This window comes from Parahoeflea alexandrii (assembly GCF_024105735.1).
Lineage (GTDB): Bacteria > Pseudomonadota > Alphaproteobacteria > Rhizobiales > Rhizobiaceae > Hoeflea > Hoeflea alexandrii.
Window position 1 is genome coordinate 1,180,501 of sequence record NZ_JAAAML010000001.1, and the last position, 22,426, is coordinate 1,202,926.

General features: G+C 62.1%; 20 protein-coding genes. 10 read left to right on the forward strand and 10 right to left on the reverse strand.

All coding sequences use genetic code 11. The features are described from left to right. Nucleotides 1-51: 51 nt before the first annotated feature. From GTW23_RS05390 to pssA, 4 genes are all read left to right on the forward strand, one after another. Nucleotides 52-414, forward strand: coding sequence for an ArsR/SmtB family transcription factor (locus tag GTW23_RS05390; protein ID WP_324288521.1), 363 nt, complete (start codon nucleotides 52-54; stop codon nucleotides 412-414). Nucleotide 415: 1 nt separating this feature from the next. Then, entirely contained in the window at nucleotides 416-2,308 is a 1,893-nt protein-coding gene (locus GTW23_RS05395) for an ABCB family ABC transporter ATP-binding protein/permease (protein ID WP_252914919.1), read from the forward strand. Between the two features lie 89 nt (nucleotides 2,309-2,397). After that, the gene (locus tag GTW23_RS05400) at nucleotides 2,398-3,096 is read left to right on the forward strand and encodes a phosphatidylserine decarboxylase (protein ID WP_252914920.1); all 699 of its coding nucleotides are present in this window, start codon (nucleotides 2,398-2,400) and stop codon (nucleotides 3,094-3,096) included. 31 nt (nucleotides 3,097-3,127) lie between these two features. After that, entirely contained in the window at nucleotides 3,128-4,009 is an 882-nt protein-coding gene (gene pssA / locus GTW23_RS05405; RefSeq protein WP_152008134.1) for a CDP-diacylglycerol--serine O-phosphatidyltransferase, read from the forward strand. A gap of 12 nt (nucleotides 4,010-4,021) precedes the next feature. Here the strand turns inward: pssA and GTW23_RS05410 are convergent, their stop codons facing one another. From GTW23_RS05410 to GTW23_RS05445, 8 genes are all read right to left on the reverse strand, one after another. Next, nucleotides 4,022-6,256, reverse strand: coding sequence for an AMP-binding protein (locus tag GTW23_RS05410; RefSeq protein ID WP_252914922.1), 2,235 nt, complete (start codon nucleotides 6,254-6,256; stop codon nucleotides 4,022-4,024). 133 nt (nucleotides 6,257-6,389) lie between these two features. After that, the gene (locus GTW23_RS05415) at nucleotides 6,390-7,127 is read right to left on the reverse strand and encodes an SDR family NAD(P)-dependent oxidoreductase (protein ID WP_252914923.1); all 738 of its coding nucleotides are present in this window, start codon (nucleotides 7,125-7,127) and stop codon (nucleotides 6,390-6,392) included. A 9-nt stretch (nucleotides 7,128-7,136) separates the two neighbouring features. Continuing rightward, nucleotides 7,137-8,621, reverse strand: a complete 1,485-nt coding sequence (gene purF / locus GTW23_RS05420; protein ID WP_382264078.1) for an amidophosphoribosyltransferase — start codon at nucleotides 8,619-8,621, stop codon at nucleotides 7,137-7,139. A gap of 34 nt (nucleotides 8,622-8,655) precedes the next feature. After that, nucleotides 8,656-9,213, reverse strand: a complete 558-nt coding sequence (locus tag GTW23_RS05425) for a CvpA family protein (RefSeq protein WP_252914924.1) — start codon at nucleotides 9,211-9,213, stop codon at nucleotides 8,656-8,658. 61 nt (nucleotides 9,214-9,274) lie between these two features. After that, nucleotides 9,275-10,684: a DNA repair protein RadA gene (gene radA / locus GTW23_RS05430; RefSeq protein WP_252914925.1), complete on the reverse strand. Its 1,410-nt coding sequence runs from the start codon at nucleotides 10,682-10,684 to the stop codon at nucleotides 9,275-9,277. 155 nt (nucleotides 10,685-10,839) lie between these two features. Next, nucleotides 10,840-11,916: an alanine racemase gene (gene alr, locus GTW23_RS05435; RefSeq protein ID WP_252915575.1), complete on the reverse strand. Its 1,077-nt coding sequence runs from the start codon at nucleotides 11,914-11,916 to the stop codon at nucleotides 10,840-10,842. A 66-nt stretch (nucleotides 11,917-11,982) separates the two neighbouring features. Beyond that, nucleotides 11,983-13,515, reverse strand: coding sequence for a replicative DNA helicase (locus GTW23_RS05440; RefSeq protein ID WP_252914926.1), 1,533 nt, complete (start codon nucleotides 13,513-13,515; stop codon nucleotides 11,983-11,985). Nucleotides 13,516-13,737: 222 nt separating this feature from the next. Further along, a complete protein-coding gene (locus GTW23_RS05445) occupies nucleotides 13,738-14,289 on the reverse strand; it encodes a cysteine hydrolase family protein (RefSeq protein ID WP_252914927.1) in 552 nt (183 codons plus the stop codon). Nucleotides 14,290-14,383: 94 nt separating this feature from the next. On the opposite strand from GTW23_RS05445, the gene GTW23_RS05450 reads away from it, so the two are divergent. Continuing rightward, on the forward strand, nucleotides 14,384-15,322 hold the full coding sequence (locus GTW23_RS05450) for a GlxA family transcriptional regulator (protein WP_252914929.1): 939 nt from the start codon (nucleotides 14,384-14,386) through the stop codon (nucleotides 15,320-15,322). Nucleotides 15,323-15,377: 55 nt separating this feature from the next. Here the strand turns inward: GTW23_RS05450 and GTW23_RS05455 are convergent, their stop codons facing one another. After that, nucleotides 15,378-15,887 (reverse strand): hemerythrin domain-containing protein, encoded by a 510-nt coding sequence (locus tag GTW23_RS05455; protein WP_152008143.1) that lies wholly within the window; start codon nucleotides 15,885-15,887, stop codon nucleotides 15,378-15,380. A gap of 225 nt (nucleotides 15,888-16,112) precedes the next feature. On the opposite strand from GTW23_RS05455, the gene ccoN reads away from it, so the two are divergent. From ccoN to ccoP, 4 genes are read left to right on the forward strand one after another with little or no spacing between them, the layout of a single operon-like run. Beyond that, nucleotides 16,113-17,732, forward strand: a complete 1,620-nt coding sequence (gene ccoN, locus GTW23_RS05460; protein ID WP_152008144.1) for a cytochrome-c oxidase, cbb3-type subunit I — start codon at nucleotides 16,113-16,115, stop codon at nucleotides 17,730-17,732. Nucleotides 17,733-17,743: 11 nt separating this feature from the next. Further along, nucleotides 17,744-18,475: a cytochrome-c oxidase, cbb3-type subunit II gene (ccoO, locus tag GTW23_RS05465; protein ID WP_152008145.1), complete on the forward strand. Its 732-nt coding sequence runs from the start codon at nucleotides 17,744-17,746 to the stop codon at nucleotides 18,473-18,475. Nucleotides 18,476-18,487: 12 nt separating this feature from the next. Then, nucleotides 18,488-18,640 (forward strand): cbb3-type cytochrome c oxidase subunit 3, encoded by a 153-nt coding sequence (locus GTW23_RS05470; protein ID WP_152008146.1) that lies wholly within the window; start codon nucleotides 18,488-18,490, stop codon nucleotides 18,638-18,640. A gap of 3 nt (nucleotides 18,641-18,643) precedes the next feature. Next, nucleotides 18,644-19,507: a cytochrome-c oxidase, cbb3-type subunit III gene (gene ccoP / locus GTW23_RS05475; protein ID WP_252914930.1), complete on the forward strand. Its 864-nt coding sequence runs from the start codon at nucleotides 18,644-18,646 to the stop codon at nucleotides 19,505-19,507. An 877-nt stretch (nucleotides 19,508-20,384) separates the two neighbouring features. Here the strand turns inward: ccoP and GTW23_RS05480 are convergent. After that, entirely contained in the window at nucleotides 20,385-21,212 is an 828-nt protein-coding gene (locus GTW23_RS05480; RefSeq protein WP_252914932.1) for a DUF4198 domain-containing protein, read from the reverse strand. 72 nt (nucleotides 21,213-21,284) lie between these two features. Here GTW23_RS05480 and GTW23_RS05485 point away from each other — a divergent pair, with 72 nt between their 5' ends. Next, the gene (locus GTW23_RS05485) at nucleotides 21,285-22,397 is read left to right on the forward strand and encodes a HupE/UreJ family protein (protein WP_252914934.1); all 1,113 of its coding nucleotides are present in this window, start codon (nucleotides 21,285-21,287) and stop codon (nucleotides 22,395-22,397) included. Nucleotides 22,398-22,426 lie beyond the last annotated feature (29 nt).

Consider the following 22,426-nt stretch of genomic DNA (forward strand, 5'->3'; position numbering starts at 1 on the left):
CGATTAACGATGAAGGCTGATGCAACGGACAATTCGGATCGGGACAGGGCAGTGGCGCGCAAGCTTGCGGCGCTGGCTCATCCGGTGCGCTTGCGATTGCTGAGGGACCTTGGAGCCGCCGACAGCTGTTGCGTCAAGGACATGGTCGGTCGGATCGGATTGGCGCAGTCGACCGTGTCGCAGCATCTCAAGGTCCTGGTCGACGCGGAACTGGTAAGCTTCCGGACCGATCGGCAAAGCTCGAGATACACGGTCAATTCCGATGCACTGCGCGAATTGGCAGCCATTATCGGCACGACACTTGATCGCTGCTGCGCCGGCGCCAGTTGTACGGGTGCGGGCCGGGACGAATTGACGGACTACAATCGGACGGGGCCTGCCGCGGCGGACCCGGCCGGACACAAGGACATCTGAATTGGCTTCGAAAACCGTATCGGCCGACCAGGGCAATCCCTTCGGCACGCTGAAAAATCTTTGGCCCTACATGTGGCCCGCCGACAGACCCGACCTGAAGATGCGGGTGCTTTGGGCAAGCCTGTTTCTTGTGTTGTCGAAACTGGTGCTGATCTCGGTGCCGTATTTCTTCAAATGGGCGACCGACGCTCTCAACGGAAATCCGGATGTGGTTTCCTGGATGCCGGCGCTGATCGCCACCCCGGTCATGCTGGTCATCGCCTATAATGCGGTCCGGATCGTGCAGTGGGGGTTCAACCAGCTGCGTGATGCACTGTTTGCCCGTGTCGGCCAGCATGCCGTGCGGCAACTGGCCTACAAGACCTTCGTGCACATGCACGAATTGTCATTGAGGTTCCATCTGGAGCGCCGAACCGGCGGCCTGTCGCGCGTCATCGAACGCGGCACCAAGGGCATCGAGACCATTGTCCGGTTCACCATTCTCAACACTGCACCGACGCTGATCGAGTTTGCCCTGACCGCCGTCATCTTCGGCCTGGCCTATGGCTGGAGCTACGTGCTGGTCACCGCGATCACCGTCTGGTTCTACATCTGGTTCACCGTGCGGGCCTCGGACTGGCGGATTTCGATCCGGCGGTCGATGAACGCCTCGGACACCGACGCCAACACCAAGTCGGTCGATTCGCTGCTCAACTTCGAGACCGTGAAGTATTTCGGCAACGAGGCGATGGAGGCGCGCCGCTTCGATGTGTCGATGGCATCCTACGAGAAGTCGGCCACCCAGGTCTGGACCTCGCTCGGCTGGCTCAACATGGGGCAGGGCGTCATCTTCGGTGTCGGCATGACAGTGATGATGGTGATGTCGGCACTGGCAGTGCAGGCCGGCGAACAGACCATCGGTGACTTCGTGTTCATCAATGCAATGTTGATGCAGCTGTCGGTGCCGCTCAACTTCATCGGCTTTGTCTACCGTGAGATCCGGCAGGGGCTGACCGATATCGAGCAGATGTTCGAGCTTCTCGATGTCGAGCCGGAAGTGCGCGACCTTCCCGGAGCCCGGCCGCTTGCCGTGGACCAGGGCGCTATCCGCTTCGACAATGTCAACTTCAGCTATGATCCGGCTCGGCCGATCCTGAAGGGCATCTCGTTCGAGGTTCCCGCCGGCAAGACCGTTGCCATCGTCGGGCCTTCGGGTGCAGGCAAATCCACCATCTCGCGGCTGTTGTACCGGTTCTATGACATCCAGTCCGGAAACATCGTCATCGATGGGCAAAATTTGCGCGATGTCACCCAGAAAAGCCTGCGGTCGGCCATCGGCATGGTCCCGCAGGATACGGTGCTGTTCAACGACACCATTGCCTACAACATCCGCTATGGCCGGATCGATGCAAGCGACGATGAGGTCAACCGGGCGGCCGACCTGGCGCAGATCGGGGATTTCATCCGCGGCCTGCCGGAGGGCTTCAATGCCATGGTCGGGGAGCGTGGCCTGAAGCTTTCGGGCGGCGAGAAGCAACGCGTTGCCATTGCCCGCACCATCCTCAAGGCACCGCCGATCCTGATCCTTGACGAGGCCACTTCAGCACTTGATACGGCGACCGAGCAGGAAATCCAGGCGGCGCTGGACTTCGTCTCCAAGGGGCGGACGACGCTGGTCATTGCCCACCGCCTGTCGACCGTTGTCAGTGCCGACGAGATCATCGTGCTCAAGAACGGCGAAATCGCCGAACGCGGCCGGCATACTGATCTTCTTGCCCAGAAGGGGCTTTATACCTCGATGTGGGATCGTCAGCGGGAGGCGACCGAGGCCGAGGAACAGCTCAAGCGGATGCGTGAAGAAGATGAAATGGGCGTGGTGACACGGCGCAGGACGCCGGAAATCGACCAGGCCTGAGTCCTTCATGAAGGGGAGGCCCGAAAGTGGTTTCCCCTTTCCGGCAATTTGCTGTAGTCACGGCCAAAGGGAATTTCAGGGAAAACGTCATGAGTATCATCGACAGCGTTCGCAACACGCTGGTTCCGGTTCACCGGGAAGGCTACAAGTTTGTCGCGATCTTCTTCGTCGCGTCATTGATCCTGGGCTGGATCGCCGATCCGCTGTTCTGGATCGGCATGGTGCTGACTGCCTGGTGCGCCTATTTCTTCCGTGATCCCGAGCGGGTCACGCCGCTCGACGAGGATCTGGTGATCAGCCCCGCCGATGGCCGCGTCTCCTCGGTGGTGCGGATGGTGCCGCCGGCCGAGCTTGGTCTGGGGACCGACGAGATGCTGCGTATCTCGGTGTTCATGAATGTCTTCAACTGCCATGTGAACCGGGCGCCGGTGAAGGGCCGCGTGGTCCGCAAGGTCTATTCGCAGGGCTCGTTCCTCAATGCCGAGCTCGACAAGGCCAGCAGCGAAAACGAACGCAGTGGCCTGGTGATCGAGACCAGCCATGGCGCCATCGGCGTGGTGCAGATCGCAGGCCTTGTTGCGCGCCGGATTCTCTGCTGGGCCGAGGAAAACGAACAGCTTGATGCCGGCGAGCGGTTTGGCCTGATCCGTTTCGGCTCGCGGCTTGATGTGTTCCTGCCGGCAGCGGCGCGGCCGCTGGTGAGCGTCGGACAGTCCGCGATCGCCGGGGAAACCATGCTCGCGGAATTCGGATCGAGCAAGGGGCCGGTGGTCAGCCGCCGCGACTGAGCGGCTGCCTCGGCGAACAAGGGAGACAAGCATGCAAACGCCGTTTCCACCCTATGACCCTCACGGTCTGGACGAGACCGACCATGATGAGGGGCGTGGACCGCGGTTGCGCGAAATTCCGTTCCGGATGCTCATTCCGAACCTGATCACGGTTCTGGCGATTTGTGCCGGCATGACCGGAATCCGGCTCGCCTTTGAAAACCACATCCAGCTCGCGGTCGCCATGGTTCTGGTTGCCGCCTTTCTCGATGGCGTCGATGGCCGGGTGGCGCGGCTTCTCAAGGCGCAGTCGAAGTTCGGCGCGCAGATGGATTCGCTCGCCGACATCATCAATTTCGGCGTCGCGCCGGCGCTGGTGCTGTATGTGTTCATTCTGGATCAGGCGCGCTCGTTCGGCTGGATTGCAGCCATTGTCTTTGCCATCGCTGCCGGGTTGCGGCTGGCCCGGTTCAACGTGATCTCGGAAAGCCCGAAGCGATCGGCCTGGCAGAGCTATTATTTTGTCGGTGTTCCGGCGCCGGCCGGTGCGCTTCTGGTGTTGCTACCGGTCTATCTCGGCATCATGGGCATGCCGATAGACCAGAGCACGGGTTTTGCGGCTTCGGCCTACACGATGTTCATCGGTTTTCTGCTGATCAGCCGCGTTCCGGTGTTCTCGGGCAAGGGCCTTGGCGGCGGGGTGCGCCGCGACCTGGTGATGCCGTTCATTCTGATTGCGGTGGTCTATGTTTCGCTGCTGATGAGCTTTACCTGGGAAACGCTGACTTTGACGGCGCTCGCCTACCTGGCGTCCCTGCCGTTCGGTGCCCGTGCATGGTCTCGGAAATACGGGCCCAAGTCGCGATCGGCCAACGGCAAGTCCGAAGCCCGGGACGATGCTCCTGCAAAGACTGACAACCAGGACGAAAAGTAAGTTGGGCAGTCTCTATCGTTCGGCCTTGTCGGCGCGATGGGTGCTGATCCATTCGTCGGCGATCTTCTGGGCGGTCACGTAATCGGTCTTGCCCGAGCCCAGCAACGGCAGTTGCGGGACATTGACAATCTCGTTGGGAATCATCAGTTCGGTGGCGCCGAAGCGGCGGGAGTAGTCGCGCAACTCCTCGCGCAGTGCAGGCATTCTGGTGGTGACGAGAACGATGCGCTCGCCCTTGCGGCGGTCTGCCACGGCGACGGCTGCATGGAAGTCCTCGGGCCAGAGCTGCTGCACCATGAGTTCGATGGCGCCGAGCGAGATCATTTCGCCGGCGATCTTCGCAAACCGCTTGGCACGGCCCCTGATGGCGATGTAGCCGTCCTCATCAACGGCAACAATGTCGCCCGAATCGTGCCAGCCGTCGGCGAGCGGTTGCAGCACGCCGGGATTGGACGCCAGCATGTAGCCCAGCATGACATTGGGACCGGACACGAACAGCCGGCCGGCATCGTTGATGCCTTCCACGGGTTCCAGCCTGAGCGCCATCGCCGGCAGAAGCCGGCCGACCGTGCCGTCCTTGTTGTGACTGCCGGAATTGACGGCCGCGACCGGCGCGGTTTCGGTCATGCCGAAGCCCTCGACGATGCTCGCGCCGAACCGTTCCCTATAGATCCGCCTGGTTTCCGCGCGCACGGCTTCGGCACCGGCCACGATCAGCCGCAGACTGGCGAAATCCGTGTCCTTGGCGGTGCGGGCGTAACCGGCGAGGAAGGTGTCGGTGCCGAACATGATCGAGGGTTTGACCTCGCGGGCGACCGCCGGGATGATCCGGTAGTGCAGCGGTGAGGGATAGAGAAACAGCCGGACCCCGTAGAGCAGCGGCAGGATGGCGCCGCCGGTCAGCCCGAAGCAATGGAACACCGGCAGCACGTTGAACAGCTTGTCCCGAACCGAGATGTCGATACGGGCTTCGGCCTGGGCTGCATTGGCGTGGATGTTGCGATGGGACAGGACAACGCCCTTGGGCGTGCCCTCGGAGCCGGAGGTGAACAGGATGACCGCCGGATCGCCGGCATCGACCTCGCGCAACGGGCTGCGCCATCTGAGGAAAGCGCTTGTCTTTTCCTGCCAGGAGATGTCTTCGCGCATGTCCTCTAGCCAGACGATGGTGATGCCGGCCTTTTCGATGGCGGCGACCGGGGCTTCGAGGCCGGCCTTTTCGACAAAGGCGCGGCTGGCGAGCACAGTGCGGATTCTTGCTGTCGACAGTGCCGAGACAATGGCTGCCGGGCCGGCCGTGTAGTTGAGCATGGCGGCGACCCGGCCGGCCGATTGCAGCGCCAGGAAGGTGACGATCGCGGCATTCGCGTTGGGCAGCATGACGCCCATGGCCTCGCCCGGTTCGCTCATCTTCACAAACCGCGCGCCAAGCACGCGGGCGCCGATCATAAGTTTCTTGTAGGAAAGCTTGCCGCCGAGCGCATCCTCGAGCACTGGCCCCGCCTTGCCATATCGGTCGGTAGCGTCCCGGAATGCCAGAAACAGACTGCGGTCGAGGTCGTTGCTGGCAAGCCGGGCTTCGGCCAGCAGGTCATGAACCCGGTCTTCGTCGCGCGGATCGGTGGCGCCGTTCTGAGGCGGTTGCGGATCGTCGAGATCGAGCAGCGCAGTCTGCGCCAGCCGCAGCCGAGGCAAAAGGTGGCGCGGCGCTTCCAAACGGGACCAGACCGACCAGGGTGACAAGCTCGAGCCGCGCACATGCAGCGCCTGCAGGACCGCACCATGCTTCCGGGCAAGGCCAGCCGCATGCTTGTAGGCGGTCAGGGTTTCGGGGGTTGGTTCGGCGTTTTGCGGAAAGCCAAGGGTGACCGAGCGTCCCTCAGCCAACGCCGCCTCTATGGCAGAGTGGTCGCCTGCATGCGCGGTGCGGGCGAAAAGCCGAAGTCCGAAAAGAAGCAGCGAGCGCTGATCGTCTTCGTGGAGAACATGCAGACAGTTGCGGTCAAGCGCTGCCCAAAGCACCGCGGCATCAAGACCCGACTGGCGGGAATAGAGGTGAACAACCGGCCTGCGAGAATGTGTGGAGGGCTCTTTTCGATCGGGAAGATGAAGGTCGAAGAGGGACCGGAGCTTGAGCAGGGCGATTGCCTGAGCGAACCCGCATTGTCGCTTGCGCGCCACGATGAGAGCGGCGAACAAACCGCCCGCGATAGCCAGACCAATCAGCGTTGCCAGCAACCCCGTCATGCACGACCTCCTTCATGCCCGCCGGACCATGAAGGCTTTTCACATGACCCCGGCGGTTGCTCCCGCAGGCAAGCCTAGAGCCGATCTCATGCGAAGGAAACCGGTTTGATCAACGCATCGCGAGGGTCTTGTTTTATTCGGGCAGCCGGTAGTCGAAAAAGCGGTTCTCCGCGACACGGAACAGCTTACCCGTCTCCGTGCATTCGGGCGCGCAGAGCGGGACCAGCTTTTCGGCAACTTCGGAGGGGTGGGGCAGGGTCTCGGGATTTTCGCCCGGCATGGCCTGCGCCCGCATCGCCGTGCGGGTGGCGCCGGGATCGATCGAGTTGACCTTCAAGGCGGTCTTTGCCGCTTCCTCGGCCCAGACCCGCGCCAGGGTTTCCACGGCCGCCTTGGAGGCTGCGTAGGGGCCCCAGAAGGCGCGTGCCGAATGGGCCACGCCAGAGGACAGGATCAGCGCGCGTCCCGCGTCGGACTTCAGAAGCAGCGGTTCGACCGAGCGGATCACCCGCCAGGTGGCGGTGACGTTGATGGCCATGACCTTGTCGAAGACCTTGGCCTCGACATGGCCAACCGGTGAAATGGTGCCCAGTACGCCCGCGTTGGCGACGAGAATGTCGAGCTTGCCCCAGCGTTCGTTGATGGCGCCGCCCAGCCGGTCGACGGCCGGCATGTCGGTCAGATCCATCGGCACCAGTGTGGCGCTGCCGCCCGCGGCCTGAATGGCGTCGTCGAGCTCTTCCAGCCCGCCGGTGGTGCGCGCCACGGCGATGACATGGGCACCCTGTTTGGCCAGCGCCAGCGCCGTGAAGTAGCCAATGCCGCGGGAAGCGCCGGTGACAAGCGCGATGCGTCCTTCAAGAGAGGTCATGGAGAATAACTATCCGTTGTTGGCCAGCAGCGACAGGCTGCGGACATTGCCCTGATCTTCCTGATCAGTGAGCGTCGTCGGGTAATCGCCGGTGAAGCAGGCGTCACAGAATTGCGGGCATTCGGCGTTGCGGCCGGGCTCGCGCACGGCACGGTAGAGACCGTCGATCGACACGAAGCCTAGACTGTCGACGCGGATGAAATCCGCCATCGCCTCGACCGACATCCTGGAAGCGAGAAGCTTGGACTTCTCCGGTGTATCGACGCCGTAAAAACACGAAGACATCGTCGGCGGCGAGGCAATGCGCATGTGCACTTCACGGGCGCCGGCCTCGCGCACGAGCTTGACGATCTTCTGGCTGGTTGTGCCGCGGACGATGGAATCATCGACCAGAACCACGCGCTTGCCCTCGATCATGTTCCTGTTGGGATTGAGCTTGAGCTTGACCCCCATGTGGCGGATTTCCGAGGACGGCGCGATGAAGGTGCGGCCGACATAGTGATTGCGGATGATCCCGAGCTCAAAGGGCAGGTTGGCCTGCTGGGCAAAGCCGATGGCCGCAGGTGTTCCCGAATCCGGCACCGGAATGATCACGTCGGCGTCGACCGGGCATTCCTTTGCCAGTTCCTCGCCGATCTTCTTGCGGGCCTCGTAGACATTGCGGTTCTCGATGGTCGAGTCGGGGCGCGCGAAATAGACATATTCGAAGATGCACAGCCGCGGCGGCTGCTTCTCGAAGGGAAAGTGGCTCTCGATTCCCTTGTCGGTAATGACCACAACCTCGCCTGGCTGAACGTCGCGGACGAAGCGGGCGCCGATGATGTCGAGCGCGCAGGTTTCCGACGCCAGGATATAGGCGCCGTCGAGATCGCCGATGCACAGCGGCCGGATGCCGAGCGGATCGCGCGCGCCGATCATCTTCTTCTCGGACAGTCCCACCAGCGAATAGGCGCCCTCGATGCGCGATAGCGCATCGATGAACTTAGGCACGATCCGGGTTTTCTCGCTGACGGCGATCAGGTGCAGGATGGTTTCCGTGTCCGAGGTCGACGAGAAGATCGAGCCGCGCTGCTGCAATTCGCGTTGCACGGTGAGCGCGTTGGTGATGTTGCCATTGTGGGCGATGGCGAAACCGCCGCCGGCAAATTCCGCGAAAAAGGGCTGCACGTTGCGCAGGCCTTCGCCGCCGGTGGTCGAGTAGCGGGTGTGGCCGATGGCGCGGTCGCCGGGCAGACGGTCCATGACAGAGCGCTTGGTGAAGGTGTCACCGATCAGGCCGACATGACGTTCAACGGAAAACTGCTTGCCGTCAAAAGCGACAATCCCTGCGGCTTCCTGGCCGCGGTGCTGAAGCGCGTGCAGTCCGAGTGTGACCACGGCGGCAGCTTCGGGCTTGCCGAAAATGCCGAACACACCACACTCGTCATGAAAGCAATCTGCTTCGTTGTCGTCCGGTTTCAAGCCATTGTCTGTCATCGGCGTCGAACCCTTCATATAGATCCTCCGGACTGATCCCGGAAGGAATTTGTCATCCGCTGGTGGCGGGTGCTGCCTCGGATCCAGGCTCTCCGGAGCCGCCGCGCAGGCGCTCCAGAATCGTTGCATCGGCGTCATCGGGCAGCATGTTGACCAGCTTCGCGCCGAGCGAATCCAGCATCGGCTTGGATTTTGCGGTGACCACCCACTCCGGCTGCTTCGGCGTGGGCACCAGCCAGTTGAAGAACAGCATGGCCACGACGACCAGCAGGATGCCGCGGGCCGCGCCGAAGACGAAGCCGAGGGTCCGGTCGAGCGCGCCGATGCGGCTGTCGATGATGAAGTCCGCGATCCGCATGGTGATGTAGGATACCACGATCAGCGCGATCAGGAACACCACTGCGGCTGAGCCGATCATGGCGATCTTGTCGGAGGCGGTGTATTTCAGCGCCAGCGGGGTGAGCAGCGGGTAGAGAAAATAGGCTGCCGCGGCCGCAGCGATCCAGGATGCGACGGCCAACACCTCGCGCGAAAATCCCCGGACCATGGCAAGCACCGCCGAAAACAGGGTGATACCAAGCAGGATGCCGTCAAGAAGGGTTATAGGCATGAAATCGCGTTCCGTTCAGGCTCTGCCCATCCCTGCCAATCGGCGTCCGGATAGGCTGCATTCAGTTTTCGTCCCCGTCACTCCCGGCCAGAAGGGCACCCTTGGATCCGGCAATGCGCGCAACCAGATCCGCCAGCGTTTCCATCTGGGCCAGGCCCGCGCCCGATTTGGACGGCAGATCGGCTGATCCCGACGGCAAGACCGCGTTGGCAAAGCCCAGTTTTTCGGCCTCCTTCAGCCGCAAACCTGTTTGCGCCACCGGCCGGATGGCCCCCGACAGGCTGACTTCGCCGAAATAGACGCAATCGGCGGGAAGGGCAAGCCCGGCGAGAGAGGAAACCAGCGCTGCAGCCACAGCCAAATCGGCCGCCGGTTCTGCAATGCGGTAGCCGCCGGCAATGTTGAGGTAGACATCGTGGCTTCCGAGCCGCACCCCGCAATGGGCTTCAAGCACCGCGAGGATCATCGACAGCCGCGCCGAATCCCAGCCTATCACCGCACGGCGCGGGGTGCCCAGGCTCGAGGGGGCGACCAGCGCCTGAACCTCGACCAGCACCGGCCTGGTGCCCTCGATGCCGGCAAACACCGCGGCCCCCGGGGCCTTGGCATTGCGTTCTCCGAGGAACAGCTCGGACGGATTGGCGACCTCGCGCAGGCCCTTGTCGGACATTTCGAAGACGCCGATCTCGTCGGTGGCGCCGAAGCGATTCTTCACGGTTCTGAGAATCCGGTAGTGATGACCGCGGTCGCCTTCGAAATAGAGCACCGCGTCGACCATGTGCTCGACCACGCGGGGTCCGGCGATCTGCCCGTCCTTGGTGACGTGGCCGACCAGCACCATGGCGGCCCCGGTCTGCTTGGCATAGCGTACCATCGCATGCACGCCGGTACGCACCTGGGTGACGGTGCCGGGTGCTGAGCCAGCGAGGTCGCTCCACAGGGTCTGGATCGAATCAATGATGACGAAATCCGGGCGCTTGCCCTCGGCCAGCGTGGCCAGGATGTCCTCGACATTGGTTTCAGCCGCCAGAAGCACGCCCGAATCCGCTGCGCCCAGGCGTTGGGCCCGCAATCGCACCTGGGCGACGGCTTCCTCGCCCGAGACATAGATCACGCGGTGGCCCTGTCGTGCCAGTGCTGCCGCGGCCTGCATCAGCAGCGTCGACTTGCCGATGCCCGGATCGCCGCCGACGAGAACCGCCGATCCGCGGACAAAACCGCCGCCGGTAACGCGGTCGAGTTCGCTCACCCTGGTCGAAATGCGCGGCGCTTCCTCGATCTCGCCGGCCAGGCTGGCGAGCGCCACCGGCCGGCCCTTGCGGGCTGCCGTGCCGGGGCCGCCACCGATGCCGCCGGTCGGGTCGTCCTCAACAATGGTGTTCCATTCGCCGCAGCCGTCACACTTGCCCGCCCAGCGGGAATGGACTGTGCCGCAGGACTGGCAGACGAATTGAACGCGGGTCTTGGCCAAGGGTCGGATACCTCTCTGTTTTAGCCGGTTTGTCAGGAAGCGGGTGTTTTGTCCACTGTTTGTTCTATTTATTCGAGCGATTCACGCAACAATTCGGATGTCATCTCAGTTCGCCGGGCCTTGGCACTGGAGCTTGCCCGCGTCTCTCTCGTGCGTCAGTCGCGATGCTTGCGCGTGTAGCGGCTTCCGAGGCTGGTCAGCAGTTCGTAACTGACGGTTCCGGCGGCGGTCGCTGCGTCCTGCAGCGTGATGGTGGGGCCCATGAGCTCTATCCAGTCACCGGCGTTGACGGCGCCTTCGGGCATATCGGTCACATCGAACATGGTCAGGTCCATGGTGATCTTGCCGATCACCGGGACGCGGGAGCCATCAAAAGCACCAAATGCGCCCTGGGCGACGGCGGAACGGAGCGGCACGCCGGCCCCGGACGCCGAGCGGTGAAACCCGTCGGCATAGCCCACGCCACAGACCGCGATGCGGCTGTCTCGGGCGAGCGTATGGGCGGCGCCATAGCTGACAGTCTCACCGGCCTTTGCCTGCCTCACCATCAGAATTCGTGCTTCCGCCATGACAACCGGGCGCATCGGTGTCAAAGCGCCGGTGCCTGCTTCGCCGCCATAAAGCGCGATGCCAGGCCGGGTGAGGTCGTGATGGGCGCCGGGGCCAAGGTGGATACCCGCGGAATTGGCGAGGCTCATTTCCGCTGCCGGAAAGCAGTCGCGCAGCCCCGAGAACATTTGCATCTGGCGGGCATTGAGCGGATGCGCGGGTTCGTCGGCGCAGGCGAAATGGCTCATCACCAGGCAGGGGGCGGCAGCGCTGCTTTCGGAATGGCGCACTGCCTGTTCCGGCGTCAGCCCGAGGCGGTTCATGCCGGTGTCGATGTGCAGCGCATAGGGCCGGCCGTCGGCATTGCCGCACCAGAAGGCGGCCTGTTCCGGCGAGTTGATCACCGGTATCAGGTCGTGCGCCAGGGTGTGTGCGAAAGAGCCTTCGAAAACGCCGTTCAGAACATGAATTTTTGCATCCGGCAGCAGCGGCCGCAGCCGCGCGCCCTCGTTGGCATCGGCAACGAAAAAATCCCGGCAGCCCTCGCGCGCCAGTCTTGGCGCTGCATGACCGGCGCCGGTGCCATAGGCGTCGGCCTTGACGGCGGCGCCGCAACGGGCGTTGCCCGACAGCTTGCGCATGGTCCGCCAGTTTTCCGCCAGCGCCCCCAGATCCACAGCCATCCGCACCGTGGCGGGGGAGGTGGGACCATGGTCCTGCGTGGTCGGGATTGACGCCAAGACCTTGGCCTATTCGTCGTGGATGAACTGGGCGTAGGAATTGTCGGCCAGGTCGGCAAAGCGGGTGAACTCGGCCTGGAAGCCCAGCTGCACAGTGCCGGTCGGGCCGTGGCGCTGCTTGGCGATGATGACGTCGGCGGTGCCCTTGACCTTCATCATCTTTTCTTCCCAGGCGAGGTATTCCGGTGTCTTGATGTCGGCAACGACCTCGTCCTGGCTCCGGCGCGGCTCGCTGTTCTTGGTGTAATATTCCTCGCGATAAACGAACAGCACGACGTCGGCGTCCTGCTCGATCGAGCCCGATTCGCGCAAGTCAGAGAGCTGCGGCCGCTTGTCCTCGCGGTTTTCCACCTGACGCGACAGCTGGGACAGGGCGATGATCGGAACGTTCAGCTCCTTGCCAAGCGCTTTCAGGCCGGTGGTGATCTGGGTGATTTCCTGCACGCGGTTGTCGGAGGATTTGCCCGATCCGGTCATCAGCTGGATGTAGTCGATGACCAGAACATCGAGGCCGCGCTGGCGCTTGAGTCGTCGGGCACGGGCCGAAAGCTGGGCGATGGAGATACCACCGGTCTGGTCGATGTAGAGCGGGATCTTCTGCATCATCTGCGAGCAACCGACGAGCTTCTCGAAATCGGCTTCCGAGATCTCGCCGCGGCGGATCTTCGAAGACGAGATCTCGGTCTGTTCGGAAATGATACGGGTGGCGAGCTGTTCGGACGACATTTCAAGCGAGTAGAAGCCGACGACGCCGCCGTTCTTGGCCTTCATCGAGCCGTCGGCCTGGACTTCTCCTTCATAGGCCTGGGCGATATTGAAGGCGATGTTGGTGGCGAGCGAGGTCTTGCCCATGCCCGGACGCCCGGCCAGCACGATCAGGTCGGAATGCTGCAGGCCGCCCATGCGGGCGTCGAGCGAGGAGATGCCGGTCGAGATGCCCGACAGGCCGCCATCACGCTGGTAGGCAGCACCCGCCATGTCGATGGCGAGCGACACTGCGTCGCTGAACGACTGGAAGCCGCCGTCGTAGCGGCCGGTTTCGGCGAGCTCGAACAGGCGGCGTTCGGCGTCCTCGATCTGGGTCGAGGGCGGCATGTCGAGCGGCGCGTCGAAGGCGATGTTGACCATGTCCTCGCCGATCGAGATCAGCGAGCGGCGAAGCGCCAGGTCGTAGATGGCGCGACCGTAGTCCTCGGCATTGATGATGGTCACGGCTTCGGTGGCCAGACGGGCGAGGTACTGTGCCACGGTCATGTCGCCGACCCTGGCGTCGGCGGGCAGGAAGGTTTTGATGGTCACCGGGTTGGCGGTCTTGCCCATGCGCACGATGTCGCCGCCGACCTCGTAGATCTTGCGATGCAGCGGTTCCTGGAAGTGTTCGGGCTTGAGGAAGTCCGACACACGGTAAAAGGCGTCGTTGTTGACCAGGATAGCGCCCAGAAGCGCCTGTTCCGCCTCGATGTTGGACGGAGCCTCACGAAACAGCGGGCTTTTTTCCGTGCGGGCCGGAATCGGCTCTATCTTGCGGGCTGCGTCATTCATTGTCTGGGCGGTCCTGAACTTGATGCGGGCGGTGGCTTGCAATAGCGATTTTGGTTGGCCATGTCAGCGCATGGCCAGCCCAAATCAGAAGCGAATCGCCGAAGCTTCAATGTTGTGCACGTTGTCCACACTTGTCCACAGCGTTGGCCATGCAAAGTGCCGGCGCAAGTTGAAATGCGCCGGAGACGGGTTGTGCCGGGAACCGAATCGGAAGTGAGCCGCTCACCGGGCGGCGAGATAGCCTGCACAGTCGACGACCGTCGCATAGCTGCCCGAGAGGCCGCTCATGAAGGCGGCATGAACCTGTGCGGCCGGAACGGCCACGCCGCCGAATTCAGTATCGCGCGCCGCGCAGGCGTCGTGAACAACGGTTACCTTGTAGCCGAGATCGGCTGCGGCGCGGGTGGTGGCATCGATGCACATCTGGCTCATGGCGCCGACAATGACCAGATTGGAAATGCCGCGTGAGCCGAGCGTATCGTGGAGGCGGGTGTTGAGAAAGCTGTTGGGCTTGTGCTTGAGAATCACGTCCTCGCCCGCCTGCGGCGCCACTTTCGGATGGATTTCGGCGCCTTCGCTGCCGGGACGGAAGAAGGGCGCGGTATCCGAGGGGATCTCGTGGTGGATGTGAACGATCATGTCGCCGGTGGTGCGGGCATGGGCGAGAACCTTGGCCGCGTTGTCGCTGGCCTGGTCCATCTTGCTCAGCGTCCAGCGGCCGCCATCGAAATAGTCTTTCTGAATGTCGACGAGGATCAGGGCGGTATCAGTCATCTTGGCTCTCCTTGCTTTGGTGGATCTGATTTACAGGTGATGGCGGTCCGGTTAAATTGGCGGATATGACAAAGATCATGCGGAATTCGCCACAATGACATTGCCCGGAAAATCACTTGCCATTGTCGCCTACCAGGGAGTCCAGGAAGCAGCCGTGCTCGGGCTTGCCGATCTGCTTGATGCGGCGAACCTGATCAGCAGGCGGCGCAATGGTGTCGTGGTTGATGTTCACACGATCAGGCCGAATGAATGGACACAAACAGCGGCTCCCTATGATGCGATCATCCTGCCGCCCAACCGCAGCGGTGCCCGGGGCGCGGAGGATGTTGAGCTGCACGCCTGGATAAGGCAACAGCACAGGGCAGGGACGCTGACGGCGTCGGTGTGTGCCGGGCTTTTCTGGCTCGGTCATGCCGGACTGCTCGCCTCGCGCCCGGTGACAACACACTGGGGGCTGGAGGAGGAGGTCCGGTCGACCTTCCCGGATGCGGACCTGCAGCCCGAGCATCTGCTGATCGATGACAATGATATTGTCACCGCCGGCGGCATGATGGCCTGGGTCGATCTCGGGCTGTTCTTCGTCGAACGCTGGCAGGGGGTTGATGTGCTGACGGCGACCGCGCGGCACCTGCTGGTTGATCCGGGAAAGCGCGAGCAGCGCAATTATCGCAGTTTCCGGCCCAACCTCAATCATGGTGACGAGACGATTCTGACGCTGCAGCTGTGGATGGAAGGCCATGTGCGGGATGATTTGAGTGCCGATGCGTTGAGCAAGCGCAGCAGGCTGTCCGGGCGGACCTTTCTGCGCCGCTTCAAGGCCGCGACGGGAAAAAGCCCGAATGCCTATGTTCAGGCGCTCAGGGTCGAAAAAGCCCGCGGACTGCTCGAGCGGACCCGGGACACGGTGAGCGCGGTGAGCTGGGCGGTGGGGTATCAGGATGTCTCAGCCTTCGGCCGGGTGTTCCGGTCGGTGACCGGGCTGAGCGCTGTCGACTACCGTCAGCGGTTCAGTGTTCTGGACGTGCGGGCTTAGGCGCTTAACCGATCACCTGATCGGCCGCTCGGCTCGCGGTGTCCGCACTCCGCTGCTATTGCCGGGTGCTGCAGGGTGCCTGACCCTGGGCAAGTCCGGGTGAGAGCGGATTGTCGATCGGCAGCAGCATCTCGCTTTCAAAGGCGATGTGGCGGCGCATGGCTTCGAAGAAGCCGCGCAGCATGTAGCCGATCGCCTCGATGTTGACGTCGGGATTGCCGGTGCCGAGCGCGTTGAGCGCCTCGGTCAGTTCCTCGGCGAAACACTCGTCCTCGCAATGCTCGAAGCGCAGCCGGTTGAGCGTCGTCTCGATCTTGTCGTCGGCGCCATGCTGCGCCGCGATGAGCGGGAACACCACATCTTCTTCCAGGCGGTGGACGCCCTTGATCATCGGGCCGAGGGCGCGGGCGGCATACATGCATTTCTGACGGTTGATGCCGTCCGGAAGGGAGTCGGCGATTTCCTCAAGCCGGTCGCATAGCAGCAACTGATCCTTGTGTGCCTTTCGCAAGGCAGCGATCGGATCTTCGCCATGCGCCAGTCTGATTGTGGCGATGTCTGTCATGACTTTCTCATCCCAGTCCAAGAGCGATCTTGTTGTTCAGTCCGTCTCCCTCATTACCGGAAGGTAGGGTCGGATTCGGCGGGCGTCCTTGACTTGGATCAATGCGCTGCGGCGGGCGGTCTGCGAATTGTGCGACAGTCCGGTGAAGTTTCGCAGCTTGTCTAAAGGGGGCAGGCAGCGCGGTTTTCTCCGGCTTTATTCCGATACCCCTGGGGGATACCAACCATGAAATACGCTTTCGAAACAATCGCCGTGGGCATAGGCGCCTTCCTGGCGTTGCTCGGCGTGGCTTTCGCCAAGGACGACCTGTTCGCGGCCCATATGTGGGTCCTGTTCTTCGTCCTGCTGGTGAGCACCGTGCTGCTGCTGCGGCGAGTCACTTTCTCACCGGCCACTGGCCAATCGGCTGATGACAAATCAGGATATTTTGACGAGGTGGTGCGCTATGGCATCATCGCAACGACCTTCTGGGGTATCGTCGGGTTTCTGGTCGGCGTTGTCGTCGCCTTGCAGATGGCCTATCCGGACCTGAACATTGAGCCTTGGTTCAGTTTCGGTCGGATGCGTCCGCTGCACACCTCGGCAGTGATTTTCGCCTTTGGCGGCAATGCGCTGATCGCAACGTCGTTCTACGTCGTCCAGCGCACCTCTCGCGCCCGCCTCTTCGGCGGTGATCTGGGCTGGTTCGTGTTCTGGGGCTATCAGCTGTTCATCGTCATGGCGGCAACCGGCTACCTTCTGGGCATCACCCAGGGCCGCGAATATGCCGAGCCGGAATGGTATGTCGACCTGTGGCTGACGGTTGTCTGGGTCGCCTATCTGATCGCCTTCCTCGGCACCATCATCAAGCGCAAGGAACCGCATATCTATGTGGCCAACTGGTTCTACCTTGCCTTCATCGTCACCATCGCGATGCTGCATATCGTCAACAATCTGGCCATGCCGGTGTCATTCCTCGGGGTGAAGAGCTATTCGGCCTTTGCCGGTGTGCAGGATGCACTGACGCAATGGTGGTACGGCCACAATGCGGTTGGATTCTTCCTCACCGCGGGCTTCCTGGGCATGATGTACTATTTCATCCCCAAGCAGGCCAACCGTCCGGTCTATTCCTACCGGCTGTCGATCATCCACTTCTGGGCGCTGATCTTCCTGTACATCTGGGCCGGTCCGCATCACCTGCATTACACGGCGTTGCCTGACTGGGCGCAGACGCTCGGGATGGTGTTCTCGATCATGCTGTGGATGCCCTCCTGGGGCGGCATGATCAACGGTCTGATGACGCTGTCGGGCGCATGGGACAAGATCCGCACCGATCCGATCATCCGGATGATGGTGATCGCGGTGGCCTTCTACGGCATGTCGACCTTCGAAGGTCCGATGATGTCGATCAAGGCCGTCAACTCACTCAGCCACTACACCGAATGGACCATCGGTCACGTTCACTCCGGCGCGCTTGGCTGGGTCGGCATGATCTCGTTCGGCGCGATCTACTACCTGGTGCCCAAACTGTGGAACCGCCCGCGGCTGTACTCGATGCGGCTGGTCAACTGGCACTTCTGGCTCGCCACGCTCGGCATCGTTGTCTACGCGGCGGTTCTGTGGGTTGCCGGCATCCAGCAGGGTCTGATGTGGCGCGAATACAATGACCAGGGCTTCCTGGTGTATTCCTTCGCTGAATCCGTGGCGGCCATGTTCCCCTACTACCTGCTGCGCGCAGTTGGCGGGATCATGTATCTGGCCGGCGGCATCATCATGGGATGGAACGTGTTCATGACCATCCGCGGCTATGAACGGGACGAGGCCCCGATCCCGGGCAACGAACCTGTCATGCAGCCGGCAGAGTAAGGAGACAAACAATGTCACTCATTGAAAAACACGGCATTATCGAGCGAAATGCGACGCTGCTTCTTGTCGGCTCGCTCGTGGTGGTCTCCATCGGCGGTATCGTCGAGATCGCGCCGCTCTTCTATCTCGAAAACACCATCGAGAAAGTGGAGGGGATGCGTCCCTACGCACCGCTGGAACTTGCCGGCCGCAACATCTACATCCGCGAAGGCTGCTATGTCTGCCACAGCCAGATGATCCGTCCCTTCCGGGACGAGGTCGAGCGCTACGGCCATTACAGCCTTGCGGCGGAATCGATGTATGATCATCCGTTCCAGTGGGGATCGAAGCGGACGGGGCCTGACCTCGCCCGCGTCGGCGACCGCTATTCGAACGAATGGCATGTCGCGCATCTGATCGAGCCACGCTCGGTCGTGCCCGAATCGATCATGCCGAGCTACTCGTTCCTGGCGACGACCCCGCTCAAGGTGTCCAATGTCACGGCCGATCTCACCTCCAGCCTTGCCGTCGGTGTGCCTTACACCGAAGACATGATTGCCAATGCGGAAGCCGACCTGATTGCGCAAGCCGATCCCGATGCGGATACGTCCGGGATCGAGGAACGCTATCCGAAGGCGAAGCTCGGCGATTTTGACGGCAACCCGGCTTTGCTCACCGAGATGGATGCGCTCGTGGCATATCTGCAGATGCTCGGCACGCTGGTCGATTTCTCGACCTACGATGAAGCCTCCGGCTACCGGTAAGGAGAACGCGTGATGGAAACCTACACTGCAATGCGCCAATTTGCCGACAGCTGGGGGCTGGTCTTCCTGTTTGTCGTGTTTGTCGGCGCTGTCCTCTTCATGTTCCGGCCCGGCGGCAAGGCTGCCGCCGATCGGGCCGCGCAAATTCCCTTCAAGGAGGACTGAGACATGTCCGAAAAACACATTGATGACGTGTCCGGCGTCGAGACCACCGGTCATGAATGGGATGGCATCCGTGAGTTGAACAACCCCCTGCCGCGCTGGTGGCTGTGGACGTTCTATGCCACCATCGTCTGGGCGATCGGATACATGATCGCCTATCCGGCGATTCCGCTGATCAATGGAGCCACCCCGGGGATGCTTGGCTATTCAAGCCGCGCCAATGTGGTCGCGGACCTGGCCGACGCCAAGGCCGAGCAGGGTGTTCTGCTCGAAAAGGTCGCAGCGACTCCGATCGAGGAGATCGCCTCCGATCCCGAACTGCTGCAGTTCGCCATTGCCGGCGGGTCTTCCGCCTTCAAGGTCAATTGCGCGCAGTGCCATGGTTCGGGTGCTGCCGGGTCCCCCGGCTATCCCAACCTCAATGACGACGACTGGATCTGGGGCGGAACGATCGACCAGATCTACCTGAGCATCGCGCACGGCATCCGCTACGATGGCGACGAGGACACCCGCGTGTCGGAAATGCCGGCCTTCGGAGACATTCTCGAAGCCGAGCAGATCAACCAGGTGGCGGCCTATGTGGTCAGCCTGAGCGATACACCTGCCGATCCGTCCATGGTCGAGCCTGGCCAGGTGGTCTTTGCCGAGAACTGCGCTGCCTGTCATGGCGACAATGCTGAAGGCCTTGCCGATTTCGGCGCGCCGCGGCTGTCCGACGGCATCTGGCTGAAGGGGTCGACCGAGGCGCAGATCGTCCAGCAGATCCGCAACCCCAAGCACGGTGTCATGCCTGCCTGGGTGGACCGCCTCGGCGAACCGACGATCAAGCAGCTTGCCGTCTTCGTCCATACGCTGGGCGGCGGTCAGTAAAACCTGAACCGGTCCCGACCAGGACCCGCGAAAAACCGAACCCGCCGGATGCAAGTCTGGCGGGTTTTCCCTGTCGCGACATGGCGCGGTCGCCTCCGGTGCAATTCCGGTGTGTTGGTGATAGTGGTCTGCGATGGCCGGACCGTCAGCCTGCGCCATGCGCGGAGCTGGAGGGGTTTTGGATCTCGATCAAAAGCTGCCTCAGAGCGGGTTCAGCTGATCGAAACGGGTGCTTTGTCCCGAAAGCGCGTATCCGCCGACGCCAGTCTGTAGTGAAATCCATTGCACATCTTGTTGTGTGCCAAACGACCTGCCTCAACAACCGCAGCGTCTACCGATGCAAATTCAGCCGAATTCTTTTCCTGCAATTCATTGGATCTGTATGTCTCGCAAAGAACCCGTGCGCCTGTTTGAGCCCCGGTCTCAATTGTGATCGTGTACACTGTCATCGCGTTGTTTAAGATTCGTTCCAGGAAAATTGTGTGAAATATTTCCTGAACGCTGGAGTTGTTCGTATCCGCGAGAATTGGCATAAGTACGTCGAACAGATTTTCCGAGCATCGCATTCGAAGCTCCCGCCGAATCGGTTGCAGTAAACACCCAAACGCTGTTTGTATTTAAGTTCTCCATAAAATTCTTAAACAGGTCAATTTGCCAGAAGTATTCACTAAATTCTGACAGGGCCGGCTCTCGTTTCGTGCAAGGCGACAAGCTGAAGCCTGTCCCTTACGGCTGCATCATCTGCCTTGAGATCACGCGCGCGCGGTCGCATCGATCAGGCTGCATTCTCCATCCGAACTCCTCCGAGTTCGAAAGCAAACCATCAGTCTGTCGTGGTTGGCACTCCTACCTGCAGGCGGAGCCACCTATCCTTTGCTTACTCCACGCCAAATGTCAGTGAGGCCCAGTAACTCTGCCAGTCGGCATTGCGGTCGGGCGCGGCTTCTATCATGTGCACGGATGCGGCCATGTAGGAGCCGGAAGCGGGCAGGGTGAAGCTGGCGCGGCCATTGCCGTCGGTGCGGGTGAGGGTTCGCGTGGCCTCGTCAGCTGTTCCCTTCTTGTAAAACAGGGCCACTTGCGTGTCCGGCAGCGCCCCTCCCTCCCATAGCAGGGTAAAGCTGATCTCGGCTCCGGGAACGAGCTTTGAGGGGGTGTCCGCGGCGACGAGTTCGAGCCGCATGCCGATGGCTCGATCCTGGTCGGCCTCGGCATCCCCGACGGCGACCAGCGTCTTGGCGCAGCGCGTGTAGATTTCACGGATGTCATCACGCGGAAGCCCGCGGGCGTCGTGAACGGCGGCAATCTTGTCGAGACCCTCGTAGTCCAGATAGAACTGGAACTTGTCCCACTGCCGGAACCGGATGCGTTCGCCGGCAGAGACATAGGTGAAGATCGACAGGCCCTCGGTGCGCGGCAGCAAGCTCAGTGCCGGCAGGTCGCCGGTGACGCCCTCCACATCCGCCGCGCCAAGCCGGTCATGACGCTCGAAGGCGGCGAAACGGGACGGGATGTAGGGGAAGGCGTCGCCGGTGAAATCCTGCCCGACACGGAGGTCGGCCTCGATGGTCGCACCCGCTTCGATTGAAAAATCGGCGGGCTCGATCCAGAATTCATGGGCAGAGACTGGACTTGCGGCCAGTATCGCTCCAATTAGTGCCGATGCCGTCCCAAGATACGGGCTGCGACGTGCCGGTCGTTCCATTGTGATTTCTCCAAAGTGGCTTTCCAGATGAAGATGTGTTCCCGTACAATAAATCAAGTGTTTGCGAGCCTGTTGGTCGCCGTTCTCATGGTTGTCGCGGGGTCTTCAGCCTTGCGTGCGCACGAGATCCGGCCCGCGATCGCCGATCTGGTTTTTGACGGAGACGGCACGGTCCGGCTCGACATGTCGCTGATCCTGGAAGCGGCCTTGGCGGAAATCGGGGCGGAACACAGCGACACCGACGAGAGCCCCAATGCCGCGCGCTATGACGACCTGCGGCTTCTCGACGAGAGTGCACTGGCAGCGGAGTTCGAGCGCTTCAAGCCACGCTTTCTCGAGGGGGTCAGCCTGAGCGCGGACGGCGTCCGCATTCCGCTCGAGGTCACGACTGTGGAGCTCGACCCGGTCGGGGACACGGATTTTGCCCGGTTGAGCCGTCTGCAACTTGCCGGTCCGGTTCCGGAGGGGGCCGAAAGCGTTGTCTATTCCTTCGACCCCGCGTTTGGCCCAAGCGTTATCCGGGTGCCCGATGGGCAGGGCGAGATCAGCTATTCCGCCTATCTGGGTGACGGCGGTCCGAGCGAGCCGATCCCGGTTGTGGGCGGGCTCACGGTGAGCGCCGCGCAGGTGTTCTGGGACTACATCGGCGTCGGTTTCACCCACATCGTTCCCAAGGGGCTCGATCACATCCTGTTCGTTGTCGGGCTGTTCCTGCTGTCGCCGCGGCTCAAGCCGCTGTTGATCCAGATCACCTCGTTCACCATCGCGCATTCGGTGACGCTGGCGCTGGCGATGATGGGGCTCATTTCTGCCCCGGCCAGCATTGTCGAGCCACTGATTGCCGCCTCCATCGTGTTCATCGCGGTCGAGAACCTGGCAACCAACCGGCTCAGTCCGTGGCGGCCTTTCGTGGTGTTCGGCTTCGGGCTGCTGCACGGCCTCGGCTTTGCCGGCGTGCTGACCGAGTTCGGGCTGTCGCCGGCGCATTTTGCCAGCGGGCTGATCGGGTTCAACATCGGTGTGGAAGTCGGGCAACTGGCCGTGGTGGCCGCCTGTTATGCTCTGTTCGGCGCCTGGTTCTCGGATAAGAGCTGGTACCGGGCGCGCGTGACCATGCCGATGTCGCTGGCCATCGCCTTCGTGGCCGTGTGGTGGTTTGCCGAGCGCACGGGGCTCGTTGCCTGACCAAAAATAGTGATGCCATGGCGCGATTT